This is a genomic window from Acinetobacter portensis (assembly GCF_010646905.1).
In the GTDB taxonomy this organism is placed as follows: Bacteria; Pseudomonadota; Gammaproteobacteria; order Pseudomonadales; family Moraxellaceae; genus Acinetobacter; species Acinetobacter portensis.
In genome coordinates, this window is sequence record NZ_JAAARQ010000002.1 from 441656 (window position 1) to 466159 (window position 24504).

25 protein-coding genes are annotated in these 24504 nt (G+C 36.8%); 11 read left to right on the plus strand and 14 right to left on the minus strand.

The window, feature by feature from the left end; all coding sequences use genetic code 11:
* Positions 1 to 83: 83 nt before the first annotated feature.
* The 3 genes from GTK57_RS02015 to GTK57_RS02025 all read left to right on the plus strand — a co-directional run bounded on the left by GTK57_RS02015 (position 84) and on the right by GTK57_RS02025 (position 4369).
* A complete protein-coding gene (locus tag GTK57_RS02015) occupies positions 84 to 1334 on the plus strand; it encodes an OmpP1/FadL family transporter (protein WP_163121045.1) in 1251 nt (416 codons plus the stop codon).
* A gap of 423 nt (positions 1335 to 1757) precedes the next feature.
* The gene (locus tag GTK57_RS02020) at positions 1758 to 2939 is read left to right on the plus strand and encodes an OmpP1/FadL family transporter (RefSeq protein ID WP_163121047.1); all 1182 of its coding nucleotides are present in this window, start codon (positions 1758 to 1760) and stop codon (positions 2937 to 2939) included.
* A gap of 314 nt (positions 2940 to 3253) precedes the next feature.
* Positions 3254 to 4369, plus strand: coding sequence for an OmpP1/FadL family transporter (locus GTK57_RS02025; RefSeq protein WP_163121049.1), 1116 nt, complete (start codon positions 3254 to 3256; stop codon positions 4367 to 4369).
* Between the two features lie 57 nt (positions 4370 to 4426).
* Here the strand turns inward: GTK57_RS02025 and thrH are convergent, their stop codons facing one another.
* On the minus strand, positions 4427 to 5044 hold the full coding sequence (thrH, locus tag GTK57_RS02030) for a bifunctional phosphoserine phosphatase/homoserine phosphotransferase ThrH (RefSeq protein ID WP_163121051.1): 618 nt from the start codon (positions 5042 to 5044) through the stop codon (positions 4427 to 4429).
* Between the two features lie 198 nt (positions 5045 to 5242).
* Here thrH and GTK57_RS02035 point away from each other — a divergent pair, with 198 nt between their 5' ends.
* Positions 5243 to 5977: a phosphoadenylyl-sulfate reductase gene (locus tag GTK57_RS02035; protein ID WP_163121053.1), complete on the plus strand. Its 735-nt coding sequence runs from the start codon at positions 5243 to 5245 to the stop codon at positions 5975 to 5977.
* Between the two features lie 177 nt (positions 5978 to 6154).
* Positions 6155 to 7531, plus strand: coding sequence for a WS/DGAT/MGAT family O-acyltransferase (locus GTK57_RS02040; protein ID WP_152872793.1), 1377 nt, complete (start codon positions 6155 to 6157; stop codon positions 7529 to 7531).
* Between the two features lie 38 nt (positions 7532 to 7569).
* Here the strand turns inward: GTK57_RS02040 and GTK57_RS14560 are convergent, their stop codons facing one another.
* From GTK57_RS14560 to GTK57_RS02065, 6 genes are all read right to left on the minus strand, one after another.
* Positions 7570 to 7740: a PA1571 family protein gene (locus GTK57_RS14560; RefSeq protein ID WP_171500216.1), complete on the minus strand. Its 171-nt coding sequence runs from the start codon at positions 7738 to 7740 to the stop codon at positions 7570 to 7572.
* 136 nt (positions 7741 to 7876) lie between these two features.
* Positions 7877 to 9331, minus strand: a complete 1455-nt coding sequence (gene rng, locus GTK57_RS02045) for a ribonuclease G (protein ID WP_152872792.1) — start codon at positions 9329 to 9331, stop codon at positions 7877 to 7879.
* Positions 9332 to 9369: 38 nt separating this feature from the next.
* On the minus strand, positions 9370 to 9936 hold the full coding sequence (locus GTK57_RS02050; protein ID WP_152872791.1) for a Maf family nucleotide pyrophosphatase: 567 nt from the start codon (positions 9934 to 9936) through the stop codon (positions 9370 to 9372).
* Positions 9924 to 10415 carry a rod shape-determining protein MreD gene (gene mreD, locus GTK57_RS02055; RefSeq protein WP_152872790.1) on the minus strand — a complete coding sequence of 164 codons (492 nt, stop codon included), beginning with the start codon at positions 10413 to 10415 and terminating at the stop codon, positions 9924 to 9926. Before mreD ends, GTK57_RS02050 begins: the two co-directional genes overlap by 13 nt.
* On the minus strand, positions 10402 to 11259 hold the full coding sequence (mreC, locus tag GTK57_RS02060; RefSeq protein WP_163121055.1) for a rod shape-determining protein MreC: 858 nt from the start codon (positions 11257 to 11259) through the stop codon (positions 10402 to 10404). The genes mreD and mreC overlap by 14 nt, the downstream gene beginning before the upstream one ends.
* Before the next feature lie 16 nt (positions 11260 to 11275).
* Complete coding sequence (locus GTK57_RS02065; protein WP_163121057.1) at positions 11276 to 12322, minus strand: rod shape-determining protein; 1047 nt, start codon at positions 12320 to 12322, stop codon at positions 11276 to 11278.
* Positions 12323 to 12455: 133 nt separating this feature from the next.
* On the opposite strand from GTK57_RS02065, the gene gatC reads away from it, so the two are divergent.
* The 5 genes from gatC to GTK57_RS02090 all read left to right on the plus strand — a co-directional run bounded on the left by gatC (position 12456) and on the right by GTK57_RS02090 (position 18840).
* Positions 12456 to 12770, plus strand: a complete 315-nt coding sequence (gatC, locus tag GTK57_RS02070; RefSeq protein WP_152872789.1) for an Asp-tRNA(Asn)/Glu-tRNA(Gln) amidotransferase subunit GatC — start codon at positions 12456 to 12458, stop codon at positions 12768 to 12770.
* Positions 12771 to 12822: 52 nt separating this feature from the next.
* Positions 12823 to 14301, plus strand: coding sequence for an Asp-tRNA(Asn)/Glu-tRNA(Gln) amidotransferase subunit GatA (gene gatA / locus GTK57_RS02075; protein ID WP_163121059.1), 1479 nt, complete (start codon positions 12823 to 12825; stop codon positions 14299 to 14301).
* Positions 14301 to 15794, plus strand: a complete 1494-nt coding sequence (gene gatB / locus GTK57_RS02080; protein ID WP_163121061.1) for an Asp-tRNA(Asn)/Glu-tRNA(Gln) amidotransferase subunit GatB — start codon at positions 14301 to 14303, stop codon at positions 15792 to 15794. Before gatA ends, gatB begins: the two co-directional genes overlap by 1 nt.
* A gap of 85 nt (positions 15795 to 15879) precedes the next feature.
* Positions 15880 to 16974 carry a hypothetical protein gene (locus GTK57_RS02085; RefSeq protein ID WP_163121064.1) on the plus strand — a complete coding sequence of 365 codons (1095 nt, stop codon included), beginning with the start codon at positions 15880 to 15882 and terminating at the stop codon, positions 16972 to 16974.
* Between the two features lie 960 nt (positions 16975 to 17934).
* The gene (locus GTK57_RS02090; RefSeq protein WP_163121066.1) at positions 17935 to 18840 is read left to right on the plus strand and encodes an NADP-dependent oxidoreductase; all 906 of its coding nucleotides are present in this window, start codon (positions 17935 to 17937) and stop codon (positions 18838 to 18840) included.
* Between the two features lie 90 nt (positions 18841 to 18930).
* Here GTK57_RS02090 and GTK57_RS02095 read toward each other — a convergent pair whose 3' ends face one another.
* The gene (locus GTK57_RS02095; protein WP_163121068.1) at positions 18931 to 19449 is read right to left on the minus strand and encodes a hypothetical protein; all 519 of its coding nucleotides are present in this window, start codon (positions 19447 to 19449) and stop codon (positions 18931 to 18933) included.
* Between the two features lie 172 nt (positions 19450 to 19621).
* Positions 19622 to 20821 (minus strand): peptide antibiotic transporter SbmA, encoded by a 1200-nt coding sequence (gene sbmA / locus GTK57_RS02100; RefSeq protein WP_163121070.1) that lies wholly within the window; start codon positions 20819 to 20821, stop codon positions 19622 to 19624.
* Positions 20822 to 21130: 309 nt separating this feature from the next.
* Here sbmA and GTK57_RS02105 point away from each other — a divergent pair, with 309 nt between their 5' ends.
* A complete protein-coding gene (locus GTK57_RS02105; RefSeq protein ID WP_163121072.1) occupies positions 21131 to 21331 on the plus strand; it encodes a hypothetical protein in 201 nt (66 codons plus the stop codon).
* Between the two features lie 63 nt (positions 21332 to 21394).
* Here the strand turns inward: GTK57_RS02105 and lysM are convergent, their stop codons facing one another.
* The 5 genes from lysM to rpmF form a co-directional block, all read right to left on the minus strand.
* The gene (gene lysM / locus GTK57_RS02110; RefSeq protein ID WP_163121074.1) at positions 21395 to 21862 is read right to left on the minus strand and encodes a peptidoglycan-binding protein LysM; all 468 of its coding nucleotides are present in this window, start codon (positions 21860 to 21862) and stop codon (positions 21395 to 21397) included.
* A gap of 192 nt (positions 21863 to 22054) precedes the next feature.
* Positions 22055 to 22291, minus strand: a complete 237-nt coding sequence (gene acpP, locus GTK57_RS02115; protein ID WP_163121076.1) for an acyl carrier protein — start codon at positions 22289 to 22291, stop codon at positions 22055 to 22057.
* Positions 22292 to 22377: 86 nt separating this feature from the next.
* Positions 22378 to 23112 (minus strand): 3-oxoacyl-ACP reductase FabG, encoded by a 735-nt coding sequence (gene fabG / locus GTK57_RS02120; RefSeq protein WP_152872779.1) that lies wholly within the window; start codon positions 23110 to 23112, stop codon positions 22378 to 22380.
* Complete coding sequence (fabD, locus tag GTK57_RS02125; protein ID WP_163121078.1) at positions 23109 to 24095, minus strand: ACP S-malonyltransferase; 987 nt, start codon at positions 24093 to 24095, stop codon at positions 23109 to 23111. The genes fabG and fabD overlap by 4 nt, the downstream gene beginning before the upstream one ends.
* A gap of 189 nt (positions 24096 to 24284) precedes the next feature.
* Complete coding sequence (gene rpmF / locus GTK57_RS02130) at positions 24285 to 24467, minus strand: 50S ribosomal protein L32 (RefSeq protein WP_004279227.1); 183 nt, start codon at positions 24465 to 24467, stop codon at positions 24285 to 24287.
* Positions 24468 to 24504 lie beyond the last annotated feature (37 nt).

A 24504-nucleotide genomic window follows, 5' to 3' on the forward strand; every position in this document is an offset into this window, starting at 1 on the left:
AAATTTTAAACAATAAAACAACACAATTCACACTTCAAGTAACAACTGCACATTACATCGCCATAAAAACCAAGAAAATTACTATGAAATTAAACCAACTTTATGTTGCTACTTTAATAGCAACATTGCCAGCAACTAGTATCTTTGCTGCTGCGCTAGAACGCTCAAATCAATCAATTTCTGCCTTTTTAGAACCTGGTAACTATTTTGAAGCAGGATTTAATGTTACAGATCAGAGTATTTCTGCCAAAACCACCAACAATATTATGGGCCTTGTTGTTGCCTCTGCTTACCAAAATCTGAACTTAGGTGACTTAAACAGCACATTCCTAGTTCCCGACTTAACAATAAAAGCTCAAATAAACGAAAAAATTTCTATGGGCTTAATTTATGATGAACCTTTTGGAATAGACACCAATTACGAACAAGCATTACTATACTTAGGACTTCCCAGTACAAAAACTCAGTTTAAAATTGATACGAAAAATATTACTATGCTATTTGGCTATCAACCCAATAATAATTGGAATATATTCTTAGGTCCTTCATATCAATATTTAAACGGTAATTTTACGCCACGAGGCACACACAGCACAGGTGTTCAAACAATTGAGCAATCTACTTATGCTGCAAAATTTAATGATGAAGCATATGGTTGGGTGGGTGGGTTATCCTTCAAAACAAATGATAGCAAGCATTTAGCATCCATAACCTACAGGTCTAAAATAAAACATAAGTTCTCTGCCGAAGAATTACAGAACACACCAGCCTTTACAAACTTAGCATCGAGACCAACTGGGGATGATTCACTTACCACTCCACAATCTGTAAATATAGAAACAAATAGTCAAATTAATTCAAAAACCACCCTACTCGCTAATGTACGTTGGATAAATTGGAAGAATTTTGAAATGAATCTTCTAGACTACAAACACAGGATTGCTAACTTCCAATCAAATGGTCCCATACAGACTGGATTACAGGGTGGCTATGACCCTATTGCATATAAAAAAGATCAATGGTCTATTGACTTAGGTGTAATACAAAAACTATCAGACAAATGGCAAGTAAACGGTTCTTTAGGCTGGGATTCTGGTGTCGGTGATCATATCAGTCACTACACCCCAATTAATGGTTCATGGAGTGCTGGCTTAGGTGTTCAATATAGCCCTGCATCAAATTATTTTGTTCAAACAGGTATCAAATATATTTGGTTAGATGATGTTAAAGGTCAGCACTCTAAACAAATAGCCCTAAATTCAGACCAATATGATACAGAGTTTAATAACAATCATGCTTTAAGCTATAACTTTAAAATCGGTTACAAATTCTAAATATTTAACCAATAAAAAAAGACTATTCATTGAATAGTCTTTTTTTATTTAAGCCACTTTTCGCGCTATAACTAATCAATATTTTCATACAATGCATTAATATGTGACATATATATCAATTATGTGTATCAAAAAAAGGCACTAGTTACAAAAAAATTATTTTTTTTAGACCATTTAGTTCAAAAAACAACTTATTAAAATTCAACAATTAATATGTAAAAACGATATATAAAATAGAGTTTAAACTCTATTAAAACCACAAAATTCTCAATATTTTTTTTCTAGAGTATTTACTCTTATTTTAATTGTGATATTTTTGTCGCATGGAGTAACTTTTGATTATGGTTTGTAAAGCCGTTACCTCCAATCACCACAAACTAAATTAAAAAGTGATAAAGACTTATATTCAAGGGACAATGAACAATGAAATTAAAAACGCTTAGCGTAGCAATGATTCTTGCAACTGTACCAATGACTGGTGCTTTCGCTGCGGCAATGGACCGTACAGGTCAATCAATTTCAGCTTTCTTACAACCAGGTAACTATGCAGAAGCTGGTCTTTCAGTTTTAGATGCGGATGTTTCTGGTAAAGATATTGCTGGTAACAATACAGGCGATATGGCTGCAAGTTATCACTCAGCTTCTGCTGCTTTAAAAATTCAAGCTACAGACAAAATTTCAGTAGGTTTATTATTTGATCAACCTTTTGGTGCTAAAGCTCAATATAATTCTGATAATCATATCTTTGCAACACAAACCCCAACAGGTCGAGAAGGCACATCAGCCGAAGTAACAACTGAGAATTTAACACTTTTAGTTGGCTTCCAACCTAATGAAAACTGGAATGTCTACGCTGGTCCAGTATGGCAACAAGCAAAAGGAGAAGTCCACTTACGTGGTGCTGCCTATAGTGACTTTGGCACTGGCGCATACAATGCGGTAATGAAAAATGACGATGCATGGGGGTGGGCTGCTGGTGTTGCATACCAAATTCCAGAAATAGCACTTAAAGCATCTTTAACATATCGCTCTAAAATTAAACATGAATTAGAAGCCAATGAAACAGGTTTAGGTGCATTAAATACTCAACTAGCAAACTTCAATGGTAAAGGATTAACAGAAGTAACTACTCCTCAATCTGTAAATTTAGACTTCCAAACAGGTGTTGCTGAAAATACCGTTGCCTTTGCAAATGTTCGTTGGGTAAATTGGGATGGTTTCTCTATTACCCCTTATGCTTTCGGTAAATTATTACAAAATAACCCTGCAAGAATCGCAGACACATTAGTTGAATACAATAAAAATCAGTGGACAATTAATGCTGGTGTGGGTCGTAAATTCTCAGAAAAATGGGGTGCTAACGTATCTGTAGGTTGGGATTCTGGTGCTGGTAACCCAGTATCCACTCTTGGTCCAACTGAAGGTTATTGGAGCCTTGGCTTAGGTGCTCAATACAGCCCTGCTTCTAACTACTTTATTCAAGGTGGTGTTAAATACTTCTGGCTAGGTGATGCACAGGCATTAACAGCTGGTAGCAACAATGTTGGTCAATTTAAAGACAACCATGCAATTGGTTATGGTATGAAAATCGGCTATAAATTCTAAGAACTTAAGTTCTTAGTTAAAATAAAAAGACCACTTAAAGTGGTCTTTTTTAATTGCTTAAAAAATAATATTTATCCCCCATATTTTAATTGTTCTTTTTATAAACATTTAAACTTTTTGTATTAAATACATCCATACTTTTATTTTTCATTTAGGAATCATTCACATAAGTTTATTTTTTAGGTCTTTTACTCTAGTTAATTTATATTTTAACCTTACAAGTCAATGTATTTTATATAGTTGAGTATTTACTCTTTTTTTATTTGTGTTACTTTTCCACCACTTTTAGTTACAAATAGCATCAGGGAAAGACCATGAAGCTCAACAAACTTTATATTGCACTTACACTAACAACACTTCCATTGTGCACAATGGCTGCTGGTCTTGATCGTTCTGGTCAATCTATTTCTGCATTTTTACAATCAGGTAACTATGCTGAAGCAGGCATTTCTATTTTAGACCCTACGGTAAAAGGTAAAGACAATAATAACAATAAAGTGGGAGACATGGGTGATAACTATGTTTTCGCAACTGCAGCTGTAAAAATTCAAGCAACAGACAAAATTTCACTAGGTCTTATCTATGACCAACCTTATGGTGCCGATGCTCAATACGCAGTAGATGGTTCAGACTTTGCATCTTCAACTGAAGGTACAAGCGTAAAAGTTAAAACAAATAATATTACTACTTTAATTGGTTACCAACCGACAGAAAACTGGAATTTTTATGCAGGGCCTGTATGGCAAACAGTAGAGGCTGACATCTCATTACGTGGTGCTGCTTATAGTCGCTCTAATTACAACATCCAAGTCGATCAAAAAGAAGCATACGGATGGGCTGCTGGGTTTGCTTATTCAAAACCAGAGATCGCATTAAAAGCAGCTGTAACTTATCGTTCTGAAATTAAACATAATGCTACTTCTCATGAAAGCTCTGCTTACACTCGAGGAAACATCCTTGTTAATGAAATTCAAGCCGTAACACCTCAGTCTGTAAATATTGATTTACAAACTGGCATTTCCCTAAATACTTTAGTTTTCGCAAATTTACGTTGGGTACACTGGGATCAATTCGTTGTATCACCGACTCACTTAGGCCAACTAGGTCAAGATCTAATTTCTTATTCAGATGATCAATATTCTGCAACTGTTGGTACATCTCATAAATTTAACAGCAAGTGGGCTGCAACGGCTGCTGTAGGTTACGACTCAGGTGCAGGAAACCCTGTAACAATACTTGGCCCAACTGAAGGCTATTGGAGTCTTGGTTTAGGTGCTCAATATAGCCCTGCTGAAAACTACTTCATTCAAGCCGGTGTTAAATACTTCTGGTTAGGCGATGCTACAGCTCAAACAGGTGGAAAACCTGTTGGCGAATTCACTGATAACCATGCAATTGGTTATGGTATGAAAATTGGTTATAAATTCTGATATTTAGAATATAAAAAGGCGCTTAATGCGCCTTTTTTCTTACTTAATCAATCACAACTAAGCAGAAATATCACGAACTGAAGCATTACGAATTGCTTCTTTAAGTGCAGCATAGCCATTTATTGATGGAAACTGTGGAAATTCTGCAATCACATTTTCAGGTGCATCAAATAAAAAACCTGCATCTGCCTCACCAAGCATTGTTGTGTCGTTATAAGAGTCACCCGCTGCAATCACTCGGAAATTTAAACCATGTAATGCTTGTACAGCTTTACGCTTTTGATCAGGCTGGCGAAGTTTATAATTTGTGATGACACCATTTTCATCTGTTTCTAGTTTATGGCAAAAAATAGTTGGCCAACCCAATTGCTTCATCAAGGGATGCGCAAATTCATAGAAAGTATCAGATAAAATAATCAATTGAAAATGCGTACGCACCCACTCAACAAACTCTTTAGCACCTTCAAAAGGTCCCATTTCAGCAATTACGGCTTGAATATCATTTAAGCCCAAACCATGTTCTTTTAAAATATTTAAACGCTGAGTCATCAAAACATCATAGTCAGGAATATCTCGTGTTGTCGCTTCTAGTTCTTTAATTCCAGTTTTTTTGGCAAAGTTAATCCAAATTTCTGGAACTAAAACTCCTTCTAAATCAAGACAAACAACTTCCATGGCATTCCCCTTTTTTGTATATGAAAAATTTTGCATCATCATAACTGAAGCATTTAAACTCAGTGCTGTTTTTTAAATCTATTTTATTCATAAGTATTTATTTTTTAGTGATAAGTCTACTATTTCATTTCTATTAAAATACATGTGAAATAAATTAATATAGGTTTAGATGTAGCCAAGCCTATAGCCAGGACACTCATGACAACTATTCCCACCATTGATCTTGTCGATGCACTTGCATCGGAATATGCAGATAAATCTCCTAATGAAATTTTAGAACTTGCACTTAGCCAAGAAGGTGAAATTGCAATTTCATTTTCAGGGGCTGAAGATGTTGTTCTTATAGATATGGCATCACACTTAGGTAAGCCATTTCGTGTCTTTAGCTTAGATACAGGTCGTCTTCATGCTGAAACATATCAATTTATCGACCAAGTTCGTAAACATTATAAAATTGATATTGAAATTTGTTTTCCCGAATCTGAAGTAGTACAAGCGCTTGTAACTGAAAAAGGCTTCTTTAGTTTTTATCAAGATGATCACAAAGAATGTTGCGGTATTCGTAAAGTTCAACCGCTTCGTAAAAAATTAGCTACTTTAGATGGTTGGATTACAGGTCAACGTAAAGATCAAAGCCCGGGAACACGTAATGAAATTCCTGTTGTACAAGCAGATGTCGGCTTTTCAGGTGTAGGGAAACAGCTTATTAAATACAATCCGCTTGCGAACTGGTCAAGTACAGATGTTTGGAACTATATTCGTATGATGGAAATTCCATATAATCCATTACATGAACGTGGTTTTACTTCTATTGGATGCGAGCCTTGTACACGCCCTGTTTTACCAAACCAACATGAACGTGAAGGTCGTTGGTGGTGGGAAGAAGCAACCCACAAAGAATGTGGTTTACACTCAGGTAATTTAAAAAAATAATCTTCAAGAAATTCAATTCAAAAACCACGTTTATCGTGGTTTCTTTTTAGACTTATTAATACATATTAATTCATTCTTTTTTATCAAATAACAGCTATAATTTCTTTCTATTTAAAAATACTAATAAGGCCGCTCATACAGGAGTAGCGTTAGCATTGCAGTGAGGCAACCAGCAATATGCGTCCATTACACCCCATTGACTTCATTTTTCTTTCTTTAGAAAAACGTCAACAGCCTATGCATGTAGGTGGTCTTTTTTTATTTCAAATTCCTGAAAATGCGCCCGCATCTTTTATTCAAGATTTGGTTGCAGATATTCGTACTTCAAAATCTATTCCAATTCCACCATTTAATAACAAGCTAAATGGTTTGTTTTGGGATGAAGATCAGGAATTCGATTTAGATCATCACTTCCGACATATTGCTCTTCCAAAACCAGGACGTATTCGTGAATTACTCACCTATATTTCGCAAGAACACAGCGCTTTAATTGACCGTGCAAAACCTTTGTGGACTTGCCATATTATTGAAGGAATTGAAGGTAATCGTTTTGCGATGTACTTCAAAATCCACCATGCAATGGTAGATGGTATTGCAGGTATGCGACTTGTTGAAAAGTCTTTATCACATGATCCAGATGCAAAAAGTATTGTACCGCCTTGGTGTGTAGAAGGACCTCGTGCAAAACGTTTAAAACAACCTAAAGCAAGTAAAATTAAAGGTTTTATTTCAACTGTTAAAAACCAGTTAGAATCTACTCCTGGTGTCCTTTACGAGTTATCTCAAACCATTACCAAAGATATTGGACGTAATCCAGATTACGTTTCTAGCTTTCAAGCACCTAGCAGTATTTTAAATCAACGTGTCAGTTCTTCACGTCGTTTTGCTGCACAATCTTATGAGTTTTCACGCCTAACTGCCATTGCAAAGGCACTCAATGTAACCATTAACGATATCGTTCTTGCTGTGTGCTCAGGCGCATTAAGAGAATACCTCATTACACAAAATGCTTTACCAAAGAAGCCACTGATCGCAATGGTACCAGCATCAGTACGTGATGATAATTCAGAGCTTTCTAACCGAATTACCATGATTCTGGCAAATTTAGGCACGCATAAAGAAGAACCTTTAGAGCGATTAAAAATTATTCGTCGAAGTATGTTAAATGCGAAGAAAAAATTTAAGCGAATGAACTCGAGTCAAATTTTAAATTACAGCGCATTTGTTTATGGCGCAGCAGGTTTAAATATCGCATCAGGACTGATGCCAAAACGCCAAGCTTTCAACCTTGTAATTTCAAATGTGCCGGGGCCATCTGAACCTTTATATTGGAATGGCGCAAAATTAGATGCGCTCTACCCTGCTTCTATTGTCTTAGATGGGCAAGCACTGAATATTACAATGACGAGCTATTTAGATAAGTTAGAAGTGGGTTTAACTGCCTGTCGCAACGCATTACCTAAAATGCAAAATTTACTGACGCATTTAGAAGATGAAATTCAACGCTTTGAATCTCTTATTAATAGTACAGAAAATTTAACAGATACTGAATAATCACAGATGATAAAAAAAGGGCCATCTAAGCCCTTTTTTTAGTTTTTAATTTTTCGACATTGATTTAACAACTGATGACATACATTACGAACCATAGTCGAAGTAATTTGTACTTCTTTTCCTTCAGCATCGACTAAATACGAATGATTTTTCGTTGTTGAATCTAAAACTTTTAAGCCTTGTTTCACAATTGCTTTGCTCATACTCATTTTTCTATCTCACTTGCTAGAGCTATTTCAAATAGCTGAAATAGCTTTGGCTATTACATGTGTTAAGTATTGAGAATTCACAATTAAAAGTAAAATCAGAGATGTAACAACTGTTTAACGATATTTTGTTACAATTTCAGCTTAAAATGATATCGTATTGCTCTTGCGTATATAAATTTTCAACTTGAAATTTTATAACGCGATTCACGAAATGCTCTAAATCTGCGACTGCTGTCGCTTCTGCCGTTAAAAGTCGATCAATCACCGATGGATGCGCAACGACAGTAAAGCCACTCTGAGATTCAAATGCTCGAGCATATCTCATGATTTCTCGAAATATCTCGTAACAAATTGACTCCGCTGTTTTAACATATCCTCGACCTTGACAGGTAGGACAAGATTCACAAAGCAAATGTTCAAGCGATTCACGTGTGCGTTTACGTGTCATTTCAACCAAACCAAGCTCAGAAACTTGAGTAATTTTAGTTTTGGCATGATCACGTTCTAACATACGTTCAAACTGAGAAAGCACTTCATCTCTATGATGTGCTTCTTGCATATCAATAAAGTCGATAATAATAATGCCGCCCAAATTTCGCAGGCGCAATTGACGCACAATAACTTGCGTCGCTTCCATATTGGTTTTAAATACGGTGTCTTCTAATGAACGACCACCCACATAAGAACCGGTATTGACATCAATTGTGGTCATGGCTTCTGTCTGATCAATCATCAAATAGCCGCCAGACTTCAATGCCACTCGAGTTTGAAGCGCTTTTTGAATATCTTCTTCAACATTATACAAATCGAAAATTGGGCGTTCGCCCGGATAATGAAGTAGATGATCCTGCATATTCGGCACAAATTCTTCAACAAATTCCTGTAATTTAGAGAAAACTTCTCTTGAATCTACATGAATTTTAGACGTATTTTCATTGGCTAAATCACGAATCACACGCTGAGGAAGTGGTAGTTCTTCAAAAATTAAAGATGGAACTGTAATACTTTTTTGCTTTCGTTGAATATGCTCCCAAAGCTTTGCAAGATAAGCCATATCTTGTGCAATAGCTTCTTCTTCGACTCCATCTGCAGCGGTACGGACAATGACAGAACCTGGAAGTTGATGTATCTCTTGAATACGCTCAATCATTGTTCTTAAACGATCACGCTCTTCACTCGACTCTATTCGCTGTGAAACACCAGTATGATTACCGTAAGGCATCAGCACTAAATATCGTGAAGGAATAGAAAGATCTGTACTTAAACGCGCGCCTTTAGTGCCCAACATATCTTTCATTACTTGAACTGTTAGCACTTGTCCAACGTGTAAAAGGTCAAAGACATTTGGAGCAGGCTGATTTTTAGGCCAAATCATATCATTGATATGTAAAAATGCGGTACGAGACAACCCGATTTCAATAAAAGCAGCTTGCATACCTGGAAGTACACGCACGACCTTGCCTTTATAAATATTTCCAACTAAACCACGTTTAGCATCTCGTTCAACAAACAGCTCATTGACTGTCCCATTTTGGATTAAAGCGACCCTACATTCCATGGGGGTGACGTTAATCAACAGCTCTTCAGACATAACAACACTCAAAACATTATAAAATTCTTTTTCAGCAATTAATTTAGTACCTTAACTGTCTGCAATAACTGTACTGTTTCATGTAGTGGTAGGCCTACAACATTGGTATAACTACCCATAATATTGGGAATAAAACGAGCTGCAATCCCTTGTATCGCATACCCTCCAGCCTTACCTAATGGCTCGCCTGTATTCCAATAATCGTCCATCTCTTGTGGCGTTAATTCTTGAAATTCAACTTCTGTACGTACCACTATACTTAATTTTTTATGCTTTGTACGTACACACACACCAGAAAGAACATCATGCCTACGACCTGAAATTAAATGCCACATTTCAAAGGCATGTTGTTTAGACTCTGGCTTTCCTAAAATATGATGATCTACTGCAACACTTGTGTCTGCCGCAATAATGATGGCATTTGGAAATTCTTCGAATATTGCATCTGCTTTGCTACAAGCTAAACGCTCAACATAATGCTCAACAGATTCATTTAAATAGATAGACTCATCGATATTTGGACTATTAATTTGAAAGTCCAAACCGAGTTGTTGTAATAGCTCACGTCGACGTGGTGAGCTTGATGCTAAAATTAAATTCGCCATTTTTTCAGTAGATAATACAAAATTGGCCAAACTAAAATTGTACTCAATAATGGCTGCCAATGACGTGCAAGTTGGAAATTCATTCCCCATAAAATTTGCAGAATAAAGATAAATGCAATATGTACAGTAATTGCCAATATTACAATGACCCATAGATTCGCAAATGTAAGTACACGCCTTTCACGCGTAAAGTAACGCGCAAAAAATGTAACAGATACAAAACTTAAAGCATTTAAACCTAAAGGTGCATCTATTAATAAATCAACAAATAAACCTGTCGCAAAGGCAAACCATACGCCACACCATGTTGGTTGGCACATCACCCAAAACAGCATCACCATAAACATAAATGCAGGGCGCCAACCTGAAATATCATAAGATAATGGATAAACAGTCAATACAGAGGCAATAACAACTGAAAATATAATAGGAAATAATGGATCTGTTGGCTTTTTCGTTGATAACTTAGCGAATGGCATCTGGCTGCTCCTTCGCTAAAGAATTAGAAAACAACACAACAACGTGATGACCACCCGCCAATTGTGCTGCAGGTGTAACATCAATATGGGCAAACTCTCCCGTATTGTGTCGACTCACTTTTGCAACTGTTCCCACTAAATATCCTGCTGGAAAATGCTCACCCAAACCTGAACTATATACTTTTTCGCCTACTTTAATGTCTGCGCTTGTTGGTACATATTCCATTTTTAATAGCCCTAAATCACCTGTACCAGACACAATTGCACGCATACCGCTACGTTCTAAACGCACCGATAATGAATGTTCTTTGTCTGATAACAACATGATACGACTACTACGAGGCAATACAGAAATAATTTGCCCCATTATTCCTTTATCATCGAGAACTGTTTGACCAACTTTAAGCTGATTACTTGAACCCCGATTAATCACAATAATATGACGTAAAGGATCTACATCTGTTCCAATCACTTCTGAAATTTCCATACGACCATCAATAATAAGTGGTGTATCTAACAAGCCACGTAAACGCGTATTTTCAGCAGAAAGTTCAGAAAGTTTTTGTAAGCGTACATTTGCCTGTAAAAGTTCAGCTTGCATCGCGGTATTTTCACGGCGCAATTGAGCCTCAGACTTACTTTGTCGACTTAGCCATTCGCTCGACAAAACGGGATAGCTTGCAACGGCATATATAGGATTATATGCCGTATACAAGACATCTCTTGCGGGTTTAACAAGGTGTGGCATACGCCAGTTAAAAAATAGCACCACCAAACACGTTATTACCGCAATGATAAAAGAGCGAAAAGATGGCGGTTGTCTTGAAAACAGATTTGCTTGCACCCGCCTTTTCCTTTTATTAGCCTACAAATAACATGTCATGGTTTGGATTATCGAATAATTCTAATACTTTACCACCACCACGAGTAACACATGTAAGAGGCTCTTCTGCAACAACTACAGGCAAACCTGTTTCTTGTGCAAGAAGTTTGTCTAAGTTACGAAGTAATGCACCACCACCTGTTAATACAATACCGCGCTCTGCAATATCTGAAGATAATTCAGGAGGCGTTTGTTCAAGTGCAGATTTTACAGCTTGAATAATGCTTTGTAATGGATCTGAAATGGCTTGTGAAATTTCGTCAGAAGTTACAGTAATTGAACGAGGTACACCTTCTGCAAGGTTACGACCACGAACTTCAATTTCTAGTGGTTTTGCACCTTCGTCTGGTAATGCCATACCCACTTCTTTTTTAATATTTTCTGCAGTCGTTTCACCAATTACACAACCATGCGCTTTACGAACATAGTTAATAATTTGTTCATCGAATACATCACCACCAATACGTAGTGAATCTGCGTAAACACAACCTTGTAATGAAATAATTGCAATTTCAGTGGTACCACCACCAACATCTACAACCATAGAACCACAAGCTTGTTCAACAGGCATGCCTGCACCAATAGCAGCAGCCATTGGTTCTTCAATTAAACGTACATCACGGGCACCAGCATTGTATACTGCTTCACGAATTGCACGACGTTCAACTAAAGTCGATTTACATGGAACACAAACCACAACACGAGGTGCTGGTGGAAATAAGCGTTTTTCATGTACTTTACTAATAAATTGGTTCAACATTGTTTCTGTGACTTCGAAGTCAGCAATTACACCATCTTTCATTGGGCGAATTGCAGAAATGTTAGCAGGTGTACGACCTAACATTTGTTTAGCATCAAGACCTACAGCGGCAACGATTTTTTGAGAACCACTATGACGAATCGCCACAACCGTGGGCTCATTTAATATAATGCCTCTTCCTGGTGCATAAATAAGTGTATTTGCTGTACCTAAGTCTATGGCTAAGTCTGGTGAAAACAAGCCAATTAGTCGTTTTAGAATCACGGAGTCGTTCTCTATTAATCGTTATGTGAGCGCAAGCGACAACTTTAACTAAATGTGATGATTTGAACAAGTCAATCGCTTATTATATCGCATGATATTTTGATTTTTTTTAATACTGATTTTAGGTGATGTTATGTCTACATCAGATGCACAGCATTCTGAAGATTTAAATGCACAAACCGTATCACAGATTGCACACCTTGCGCGTCTTTCTTTAAATGACGCACAATCTACTGAATACGCGGAAAGTTTAAATAAAATTCTAGGAATGATGGACACTTTAAAGAGCATCAACACTGACGGTGTAGAGCCATTAAAGAGCCCATTTGACAATCCTCAACCATTACGTGAAGACGTGGTGACTGAAAATAATCACCGTGATGAATATCAAGCCGTTGCTCCTGCTGTTCAGGAAGGCTTGTATTTAGTTCCTCGTGTGATCGAATAATTTTTTATTCAGTTTAACCATTTATTTCATATATACGTAAAGAATACTTCTTATGTCAGATTTACATCGCTTATCGATTCGTGAACTTTCAGAGGGTTTAGCACAAGCCAAATTCTCTTCACGAGAACTTACCGAACATTATTTAAAACGTATCGCAAAAATTGATACGCAAGTTCAATCTTATGTAACGGTTACGCCTGAACAAGCTTTGGCTCAAGCCGATGCTGCCGATGCTGCACTTAAAGCGGGTCATGCAACAGCATTAACAGGTGTGCCCATTGCACATAAAGATATTTTTTGTACCCAAGGCATTAAAACCACTGCTGGTTCTAAAATGCTGGACAATTTTATCTCTCCTTACGACGCAACCGTTGTAGCGAAAGGTAAAGCTGCGGGCTTAGTGACACTTGGTAAAGTAAACATGGACGAATTTGCCATGGGTTCTACAAGTGAATCATCTTACTTTGGCGCAACCAAAAACCCTTGGGCGCTTGATCGTGTTCCAGGTGGTTCATCTGGCGGTTCTGCTGCTGCCGTTGCTGCCGATTTAGCACCAATTTCTACAGGTACAGATACAGGTGGTTCAATTCGCCAACCTGCATCATTCTGTGGTCTTACAGGGCTTAAACCAACTTATGGTCGTGTGTCACGTTTTGGTATGATTGCTTATGCATCATCTTTAGACCAAGGTGGTCCTATGGCGCGTTCGGCTGAAGACTGTGCGTACCTCATGAACGTAATGGCAGGTCATGACGCTAAAGATTCAACATCAATTCAAAAAGATGTAGATAACTACGTTGCGAACTTGAACGGTACATCGGTTAAAGGTTTACGCATTGGTATTCCTAAACAGTACTTCAATGTTCAAGGTTTAGATGCAGACGTTAAAGCACGTGTTGAAGAATCACTTAAAAAGTTAGAAGAAATGGGCGCAACATTGGTTGAGATTGATCTCACCATGACAGATGCTTATGTTCCAACTTATTACCTTATTGCTCCTGCTGAAGCATCTTCTAACTTACAACGTTTTGACGGTGTACGTTACGGTTACCGTTGTGAAAATCCTGCTGATTTGATGGATTTATACAAGCGTTCACGCTCTGAAGGTTTTGGTAAAGAAGTTCAGCAACGTATCCTCATTGGTACTTATGCACTTTCTGCGGGTTACTACGATGCATACTATGTAAAAGCACAAAAAGTACGTCGTTTAATTCAACAAGACTTCTTAAAAGCATTTGAATCTGTAGATGTGATTGCGGCTCCTGCGGCACCAACTACGGCTTATAAAATTGGTGCAAATTTATCTCAAGTTGAAATGTACTTGGGTGACATTTACACCATCGCAGTGAACCTAGCAGGCTTACCTGCAATTAACGCGCCTGTTGGTTTTGATAAAGATAACCTACCTGTTGGCTTACAGCTAATTGGTAACTACTGGTCAGAATCTCAATTGTTGTCTGTGGTGCATCAGTACCAACAAGCAACCGATTGGCATACAAAACGCGCTGCAATTGCTGAGGAGAATGCATAATGGCTCAAGCTCAAAACAATTCTACAAAAGCGGCTCAACCAAAATCTAACTTAATTGATGGTTGGGAAGTGGTTATTGGTATCGAGATTCACACTCAGCTTGCAACCAATACTAAAATTTTCTCAGGTTCATCGACTATTTTTGGTAATGATCCAAATACACAAGCGAGCCTTGTCGATTTGGCAATGCCAGGCGTACTTCCTGTATTGAACAAAGAAGTTGTAGATTTAGCGATTCGCTTTGGTTTGGGTATTGATGCTTACATCGACCAAGCTTCTGTATTTGCACGTAAAAACTATTTCTACCCAGACTCTCCAAAAGGCTATCAAATTAGCCAAATGGACAACCCAATTGTGGGCTTGGGTCATATCGACATTCAACTTGAAGATGGCATTAAACGCATTGGCGTAACACGTGCGCATTTAGAGGAAGATGCAGGTAAATCGATTCATGACCAATTTGAAGGTATGTCAGGTATCGACTTAAACCGTGCAGGTACGCCACTTTTAGAAATCGTATCTGAACCCGATATGCGTTCTGTTGAAGAAGCCGTTGCTTATATTAAAGCGATTCACACTTTAGTGCGTTGGTTAGGTATTTCTGACGGTAACATGGCGGAAGGTTCATTCCGTTGTGACTGTAACGTGTCGTTACGTCGTCCGGGTAATGAATTTGGTACGCGTTGCGAGTTGAAAAACTTGAACTCATTCCGCTTCATTGAACAAGCGATCAATGTTGAAATTGAACGTCAAATGGATATTTTGGAAGATGGCGGTAAAATCGACCAAGAAACACGTTTGTTCGACCCTGTGAAAATGGAAACGCGTTCTATGCGTTCTAAAGAAGAAGCGAACGATTACCGCTACTTCCCAGACCCTGACTTATTGCCTGTAATTATTGCAGATGCGCAAGTTGAAGCTGCTCGTGCTGCGTTACCTGAGTTACCTAAAGCGCGTCGTGAGCGTTTTGTCGCGGACTTTGGTGTAACTGAGTACGATGCACACGTTTTAACTTTAACTCGAGAGCTTTCAGACTTTTATGAAGTTGTTGTGGCTTCTGCGGGCGGTGCTGCGCAAGGTAAAGTTTCTGCAAACTGGGTAATGGGCGAATTCTCTGGTGCTTTAAATAAAGCAGGCTTAGATTTGACAGATTCTCCTGTTTCTGCTGAAAAACTTGGCGGTATGATCGCGCGTATTGTGGACAACACGATTAGCGGTAAGATTGCAAAACAAGTTTTCGGCTTTATGTGGGAAGAAGGCAAAACTGCGGACGAAATTATTGCGGAAAAAGGCTTGAAACAGGAAACTGATACAGGCGCAATTGAAGCGATTATTAAGGAAGTGCTTGCTGCGAACGAGAAGATGGTTGAAGAGTTTAAAGCGGGTAAAGAAAAAGCTTTCAACGGTCTTGTTGGTCAAGTGATGAAAGCGTCACGTGGTAAGGCTAACCCTGCTCAAGTAAATGAATTAATGAAGAAATTGATTGGTTTATAATGGACTAATTAGTTGGTTTCATGAGATAAAAACCTCGCTTAATGCGAGGTTTTTTTATATTAATCATTAGATATCAGAGATAAATATGCCATTAAATGATTATCAAATTCCACCTGTTGCAAATTGGTCAACATTTGAAGATTTATGCCGTGATTTATGGGCATATGAATGGAAAGATATTAATACCCAAAAAAATGGCAGGGCAGGTCAATCACAGCATGGAGTTGACGTTTTTGGAGAATATGAAGGAAAACTACATGCAGTACAGTGCAAAGGTAAAGATAATACTTTTAATACAAATATCGTTACTGAAAAAGAATTATTAGAAGAAGTAGAAAAAGCTAAAAAATTCACTCCTCCTATTAGTGATTTCATCTTAGCTACAACAGCTCCAAATGATGTATCTATTCAGGAATATGCACGACAATTATCAAAAAATTATAGTTTTAAAATTTCAGTTGTTGGGTGGGATTACATTATAGGATTATTAAACAAATACCCCGATCTTATAAAGAAATATTATCCTCAATTTCACTTTCAAAAAAATACAACTCAAAATTCATCTATATTTGATTATTGGTATAACACCTACATTAATCATAACTCAGGTGAAAATAGTTTTCGGTATAATACTAGCTATCTACCTAATGTATTTTATGATGTTGGTTATAATCCTAGTTTCTTAGAAATGCTGCTCGGATTTTCAGACTCCTTTTCAACACTAAAGAGCAATTATAAAAATACTGATAGTAAATTAATAATGCTATTTGATATATTTATAGGAATCGTTAAAGACTTAGTTGTCTTGATAAATGATACCGTTGATTTTAACAAAATATACAGTGCCCTAAGGAGCTATGCTGTATTTTGGGTCAAGCTAGATCATTGTCCATACGAATATGGAAATGGTGACTATATTGACTATAAAAAACATATCTTTAGATGCCTTATGATGTATTTAGTACGAATAACCAATACTATCATCATTTATTATAACAATTTAAATTCAACTGATTACCCATTACAGTTTTGGGCAGAAGACGATGAGCAAATACGCAAAACCACTCCATCTTTCAATATAGATGATATTTATTATGTTGATCTAAATACACTTGCAAAACAAATTTATGATTTAAAAATTCACAGAGATTTTTCATTTGAGAAAATTAATATAATCTAACTATTGAGTGAATGATAACTCTCTCCCTTAAGGAGAGGGCATCATTACTTAGACTTTAAAATTTTAGACATACAATCAACAAAACACTTCACACCAAAAACAACATGACTATCAAAAAATTATCCTCTATCTCCAAACTCGAAGACTTAGGACGTATTCAAAATACCCTCATCCCCCGCCTTCTCCCTAAAGGAGAAGGAGCCTTCATTACCAATTAAATACCATCATATATTTTGTAATGTACATTCCCTCTCCTTCTAGGAGAGGGCTAGGGAGAGGTAAAACAATAAAAATGATGAATCACATGAAAAGAATTACTCAAAACCGAACTATTAAAATTTAAGTTAAAATTCCATACACGCAAAACTTTATTCTAATAAATATGTCCACAGCTCAAATTATATTATCCGTCTTTGGTATTCTTTTTATTCTTTGGCTATATTCATTTATATTTAGCAAAAAAGTGCCTTTTCATTCTATAAAAGCGCCATATCACTATATATGCAAATATAAATATAGAACGCCTTTTATTCTTATATCTGATGCCTATCGTCTTTTTATAAAGGCTATTAAGTGGCTTAAAAGATCAACCTTTCAATTTTTCAAATGGCTAATCGATTTTAGTTTTGAACTATTTATAAACATTCTTATAAGAGGAGTTTGGTATCTAATCAAAGGATTTTTCCACCTTCTCACCCGTATTTTCGATTAAAGTCAAAAAATTTAGTAAATTACTACCTTTTTTTCAACTAAAGCTTAAATAGCCACTTATTTAAATAAAAAGTAAACACACCTATTCTATTCTCTGTAAAACTTATGCTGAGGTTTGATTTAAACCATCTTTCATTACTCAAAACCACCCATTAAAAAACAAGAAAACACTGTCCCATTTTTAGCACTGTAGTTGCACAAAACGCCTTTCTATAATCACAAACATAACTCAAGAATTAGGCAAAACTCATGAACACAACAATCCTTCTTGCGCATGCATACGGACAATCAGACGTACTCGAATTAGAAAACCACACACTTCCAAAACTAGCAAAAGGCATGGCACGCATTCAAGTCAAAGCATCAGGCATTAACCCTATCGATGCACGTCGCATGACAGGCGAATTCAAACACGCAGCACTTCCCCAAACCTTTGGAACAGAATTCGCAGGCATCATTACAGAAGTTGCAGACAACCAAACACAATGGAAAGTAGGCGATGAAGTGCTTGGTTCAGGCGGTGCATTTACCCACGCGACCATCATTGATGTTCCTGTCGGAAATCTCATTCAAAAACCAAACAATATCGATTGGGCAATTGCAGGAACTTTGGCAGGCGTTTCACAAACAGCAATGACGATTTTAGATGAAATGGGCCCTGCACAATCACTACTCATTCATGGTGGTTCGGGTGGTGTTGGATCAATTCTAATTCAACTAGCCGTAAATAAAGGCATTAACGTCGTCGCAACTGCATCAGCTCAAAACCAAGAATATATTCAACAATTGGGCGCAAAAGCCGTTGTTTATGGTGATGGCTTAGTTGAAAGATTAACAGCAATACATCCTGAAAAATTTGATGTTTCCATTGACATGATTGGCAATGAAAATGCAACGCAAGCCTCACTTAAAACCGTAAAATCAGGTGGATTTATGGGGACGATTGCAGGTCGTAAAGTAAGTTCTAATAAAATTCAACCCGTTTGGGTCAAACGCAATCCTGCAAATTTAAAATATGTTGTAAACGGTGTAGCAGAAGGGAAAATTAAATGGGCTGTAAGTCGTCAGTATCCATTTGAGCAAGCTCCACAAGCCTATGCGGATATTCTAGAGGGTCATACCAAAGGAAAAAGCGTATTAATATTTAACGATTAATTGGCTTAGATAACATTGTTTGTAATTTAAGATAAACAGAAAAGATAGATCAAACAACGCATCATCTTTTCTGTTTATTCAATACAATAATTAACGTAAAACGCCCAACTTATTAAACAATTCAGGCGTTAAAAAAGTCGTTACCAACTTACTCAAATCTAAATAACGAACTAAACCTTTATATTGATCTTTAATTTCAGGTGTTTTTAAAATTTTCTCACCTGTTTCCTGTCCTAATTTTTGAAAGCTATCGCCTACCGCTTGCAAACCATCAGTTTGAATAACGGCTTTGGTTTCAGCAGAACATTGCTCTACCAAAATACGCTGTAACACTTGCGCCAAATTCTTATCCAAACCATCTTTCTGTTCAGGCGTAACTTGACTAAAACTTTGTAAATCTGGATGTGCAGACAACGCTACAAACGTCCATTGTAAAACCGTTTTCTTATCTGCATCGGTCGTCGATTTCACCAAACAATCACTCAGCTTATCTACAGTTGTACTTGCCATTGCAACTTGAGCCAAACCCAACAAAGCCACTGCCATTAATGCAGATGAACCCACACGAGAAAATTTTCTACAAATCGTATTTTTTAAAGGAGATGACATTATTTTAATTCCAAAATATTTAACTTCTTTGTATCACAAAGGCAAACAAAATACCTATTATGACTATGTAACCTATGAAAAAATTAAACAAAAAAATAAGTTAAGACCTAAATCTTAACTTATTTTAAAAATGTTTAATTTTGAATGATATTAATTATGAACAATCCATAAATTACTGATCATCCAAAGTGGCTTCAAAAGCACGTAAACGCTTATAGATTGAAAGTAATTCAATAATCGTTGGCCAAGCCTGAATTAAATATTGGAAAGATTCACGCACTTTTCCAAATACATTGTTAATTTGCATTAATAAACCTAAAGTAATGGCACCTGCAGCAATACTTGGGAATAAAACAAATAAACCAAATAAATTATCTAACTGCATATACCAAATACGCACTAAATTAAAATATGCATAATGAAAATATAAACGGAAATAATTCACACGAACATGAGTAAATAATTCGGTTAAAGTCTGCGGATCGGCTCTATTTGCATCATCTTCACCATAAACCAATTCTTTACGATATGCGGCTTCAACCTTTTGATTATTAAATTCCAAACCAGGCAATTTATAACCAACTGCAATTAAAACAATTGTACCAAATACAGACCAAAGCACTGCTGCCCACATTAAGGCATGAGGGATTTCACCTACTATTGGTAATACTTTTACATGATTTGAAAGTTGATATAAAACAGGTAAAAATGCCATTAATGTCATTAACGCTTCAATTAAGCTCACACCCAAAGTTTCTGTCGTTTTAGCAAAACGCATCGTATCTTCTTGAATACGTTGTGAAGCACCTTCTATATGGCGTAAGCGTTCCCAATGTGCAGCATAGTAATCATTCATTGCCATACGCCAGCGGAAAACGTAATGATTAACAAAGTATAAATTTAATACGGCAATGGTAACGTAAACCATCAAAATATACATAACCGAAGTCATTTCACCATATAGCTGATGAATATCTCCACCACCACTACCCAGCATTTTTTGAATCAAATCATAAAATGGGCTATACCATGCATTTAAAACCAAACTGGTTTGAACCGAAAACCAAATATTGAATAAAATAAATGCCGATCCCCAAACAGACCATCTTTGCCAAGGATTATTCGATTTTAGCTTCCAAAATATGGCAAAAATTGCAGTCGATATAAAAAACCAAAGATAAAACCACAAAAATTGTGCCGACCAGAAACGCGTAATACTAATAGGCAATTCTGCCTCATAATAGCCTTGCGCAAAGCCTATATATTGCCCCCAAGTGTTGCCACCCGAGTACCACAGTACACAGTTAATAATAAACCACAGAACGAGTGATCCGAAAAACCATTTGGGATTTGGAAAAAATGATTTAAACATTTAGTATAGATAAACCTTTATTATTTATTTCAGTAACCTACGCATCATACTGCCAAAAAACAACATTTATTTTGCTGTTAATTATTTTTATTTGTATATGACATTTCAATTGCTCAATTTAAGATGATTGTTTTATTTGTATTTCTGTATAAAATTAATCCATTAATTTAAATAAGTGAATATTTTAAACAACTTATAAAATAAAATATACACGTACATTTTTTTACATTTGCTAACAAAATCCTCCACACAAACATGATCTTGTTGAAATTAAAATATAAATTTCCACTCGAGAGCTTAGAGGTCTTCATGGAACCATATCTTATAGAATTATTAGAACCCATTGTTCTTACTAAAGAAAACTGCCCAACTATTACTTATGAAAAAGGCACAATTCTAAAAGTCATCATGGAAGCACCTGCTGTTCTTATTGTAAGTTCAGATTCAAACTTTAATTTCACTATTAAAGTGGCAGATAAAGACACAATATGGAAAATCTTTAAAGAATAAAAACATTCAAGAAAAAGGCGCAATATGCGCCTTTTTAATTACATTCATTAAAACATCATTATTTTATTCAGGAATCCGCAGAACTTGCCCTGGAAAAATATCATCTGCATTTTTTAGCAAAGGTCGGTTTGCTTCAAAAATTTTATTGTATTTATTTGCATCTCCATAAAATTCTTTTGAAATTTTAGAAAGATTATCACCCGATTTTACCGTATAAAATTTACTTTCAGGCTCTGGTGTAGCTACCGTAAGTTGATCATCTACTTGTGCAACATGATCAATATTACCCACAGCTAAAATAATTTTTTCCCGATCTGCTTGGCTCTGAACCTGCCCTTTTACCGTTGCTAAGTCAGTTGTACCATTATAAGACACACTTAAACCTGCAATAGGTAAACCTAAAGCCTTAATATGACCTAATAATTTATTTGCAACTTCTTGTGCGGTTGGTTCTGCTGATGGTGTAGCCTGTGGTTCTGCAGGTGCTGTATTTTTCTTACCAATGCCTTTTACAAAATCAAAAAGCCCCATTTTTTTTCTCCTTATAATTTTATTAAGTAACTCTATTGAGTTGTTTTATTGCTCTATTTTTATAACTTTAAAATAAGTATTTGGATATAAGCATTACATAGAGAAAAGTAACTTTATGTAAATTAATTAGTTTAAAAACAAAAAAGCCACCTAAAAGGTGGCTTTTTCATTCAGCAAAGCTGAAATCGGCAATTAACCTAGTTTCTTAGAAACATAGTCAACAGCAGATTGAACAGTTGTGATTTCGTTAGAATCTTCATCTGGAATAGTAATGTCGAAATCGTTTTCGAAAGACATTACTAATTCTACTAGATCAAGAGAGTCTGCACCTAAGTCATCCATGAAAGATGCTTCGTTTTTAATCTCTTCTGCTTTAAGACCAAGTTGTTCTGCAACTGCTTGCTTAACACGTAGTTCGATATCGCTCACAGGAATTCTCCTCATTGCTTGTGGCGTTTTTAATGCCGTTAGTTTAATTGAATCTATAAAATATTGAAAGTTTATACATCAGCCAATTAGCTCATGTATAAACCACCATTTACATGTAAAACAGTTCCAGTGATATAACTTGCCTTTTCACTTGCAAGGAAGCTCACTGCATTCGCGATATCTTGTGGATCACCTAAACGGTTCAATGCCACTTGATCACTCATTTTTTTACGAATTTCTTCGCTTAATTGTTCAGTCATTTCTGTTGCAATAAAACCAGGTGCAACAGCATTTACTGTAATTTGACGACTACCCATTTCTTTTGCAAGACTACGACCAAATGCTTCTATACCCGCCTTTGCAGCAGAATAATTCGCTTGACCTGGGTTCGCAAAATGCGCCACAACCGAGCTAATATTTACAATGCGACCAAAGCGTGCCTTTGTCATGCCTTTTAAAACACGTTTTGATAATCGATAAACGGCTTTCAAATGAATGTTTAGGATGTCATCCCAATCATCTTCAGACATGCGTAATAATAGGTTATCTTTGGTAATACCAGCGTTATTAATTAAAACAAGGACTGGACCATAATTTTGTTCGATATCTGTTACCAATGCATCAATAGCAGTACCATCACGTACATCAAGTAATTTTCCTGCACCATTTTCAGCAAAAGCAGCAGAAAGTTTTTCTGCACCCGCTTCAGATGTTGCTGTACCAACAACAAAATAACCGTCTTGAATAAGTTGCTGAGCAATGGCTGCGCCAATTCCTCGGCTTGCACCTGTCACTAATGCAACTTTGCGTTCCTGTGTCATGCAATTTTCCCTTCAGCCACTAAAATGGTATTTAGTGCATCTTCCAAACGACCTTTTGTGTCGAGTGGGAATGCTTTCTCAATATTTGGTAAACGCTTCGCTAAGTTTGCTAAAACATTACCCGGACCGCACTCCACAATGTACTCAACGCCTTCGTCTTGAAGGTATTGCAATGTTTTAGTCCATTGTACAGATTGGTATAATTGCGCAGTTAATGCTTGACGTAATTGAGTCACATCTGTCGCAATTGCAGCATTTACATTTTGTATTACAGGAATACCTGGTAGCTCAATGGCAGTTTGTTCCAATGCTTCTGCAAACTGTTCTGCCGCAGGTTTCATAAGTGAACAATGTGATGGTACTGAAACAGGTAAACCAATGGCTTTACCGCCATTTTCTTTAGCAGATTCCATAACGGCTTCAACTAAAGTTTTATCACCTGCAATAACCACTTGCCCTTTGGCATTGTAGTTTGCTGCTTCAACAGAGCCACGACCTTGTACATTTACTTGTTCGCACAGCTCAATGACTTTAGCATCATCTAAACCCAGAATAGCTGCCATAGCACCTTGACCTTGCGGTACAGCACTTTGCATTAACTTACCACGTAAGTTTACAAGCTTTGCAGCATCACCCAAGCTTAAAGCACCAGCAGCAACAAGTGCACTGTACTCACCAAGTGAATGACCTGCTAGATATTTGGGTACAACACCGCCTAACTCTAACCATACACGCCACAATGCAACGCTTGCAGTTAGTAATACAGGCTGTGTGAATTCTGTCTGATCTAAGCCTTCACCAGTTTGCGCAATGTGCCATAAATCGAAACCCACTGCAGCCGATGCTTCAGCAAAAGTTTCTTGCACACTACTAAATTGTTCTGCGATTTCAGCAAGCATCCCTACTTTTTGTGAACCTTGACCAGGAAACACAAATGCAGTTTTTGTCGCTTGAGCCGCTTGTTCTAGTTGGTTAGCAGACATAAAAAATCCTTGAATGAAGAGCTATTATTATTTAACAACCGATTAAATAATCAACAAACTCTTATGAAAGCCAATTTTCGGAAAGGAATTTAACACTTAATTTTTGTTTTGGTAATTGCCAAATGCAACAAAAAAAGGGAGCTTTCGCTCCCTTTTTCTCATTAAGCTTGACGCTTAATACATCATCAATTATTCAGCAGATGCTTTAGCGAATAATTGACGACCACGGTAGATACCGTCTTTAGATACGTGGTGACGACGATGAGTTTCACCAGTAGCTTGGTCTACAGTTAATGCATTCTCAGTTAAAGCGTCATGTGAACGGCGCATGTCACGGCGAGAGCGACTTTTACGGTTTTGCTGAACGGCCATGATGGCTCCTTACAAATATCGAAAAATGGATCAGAAC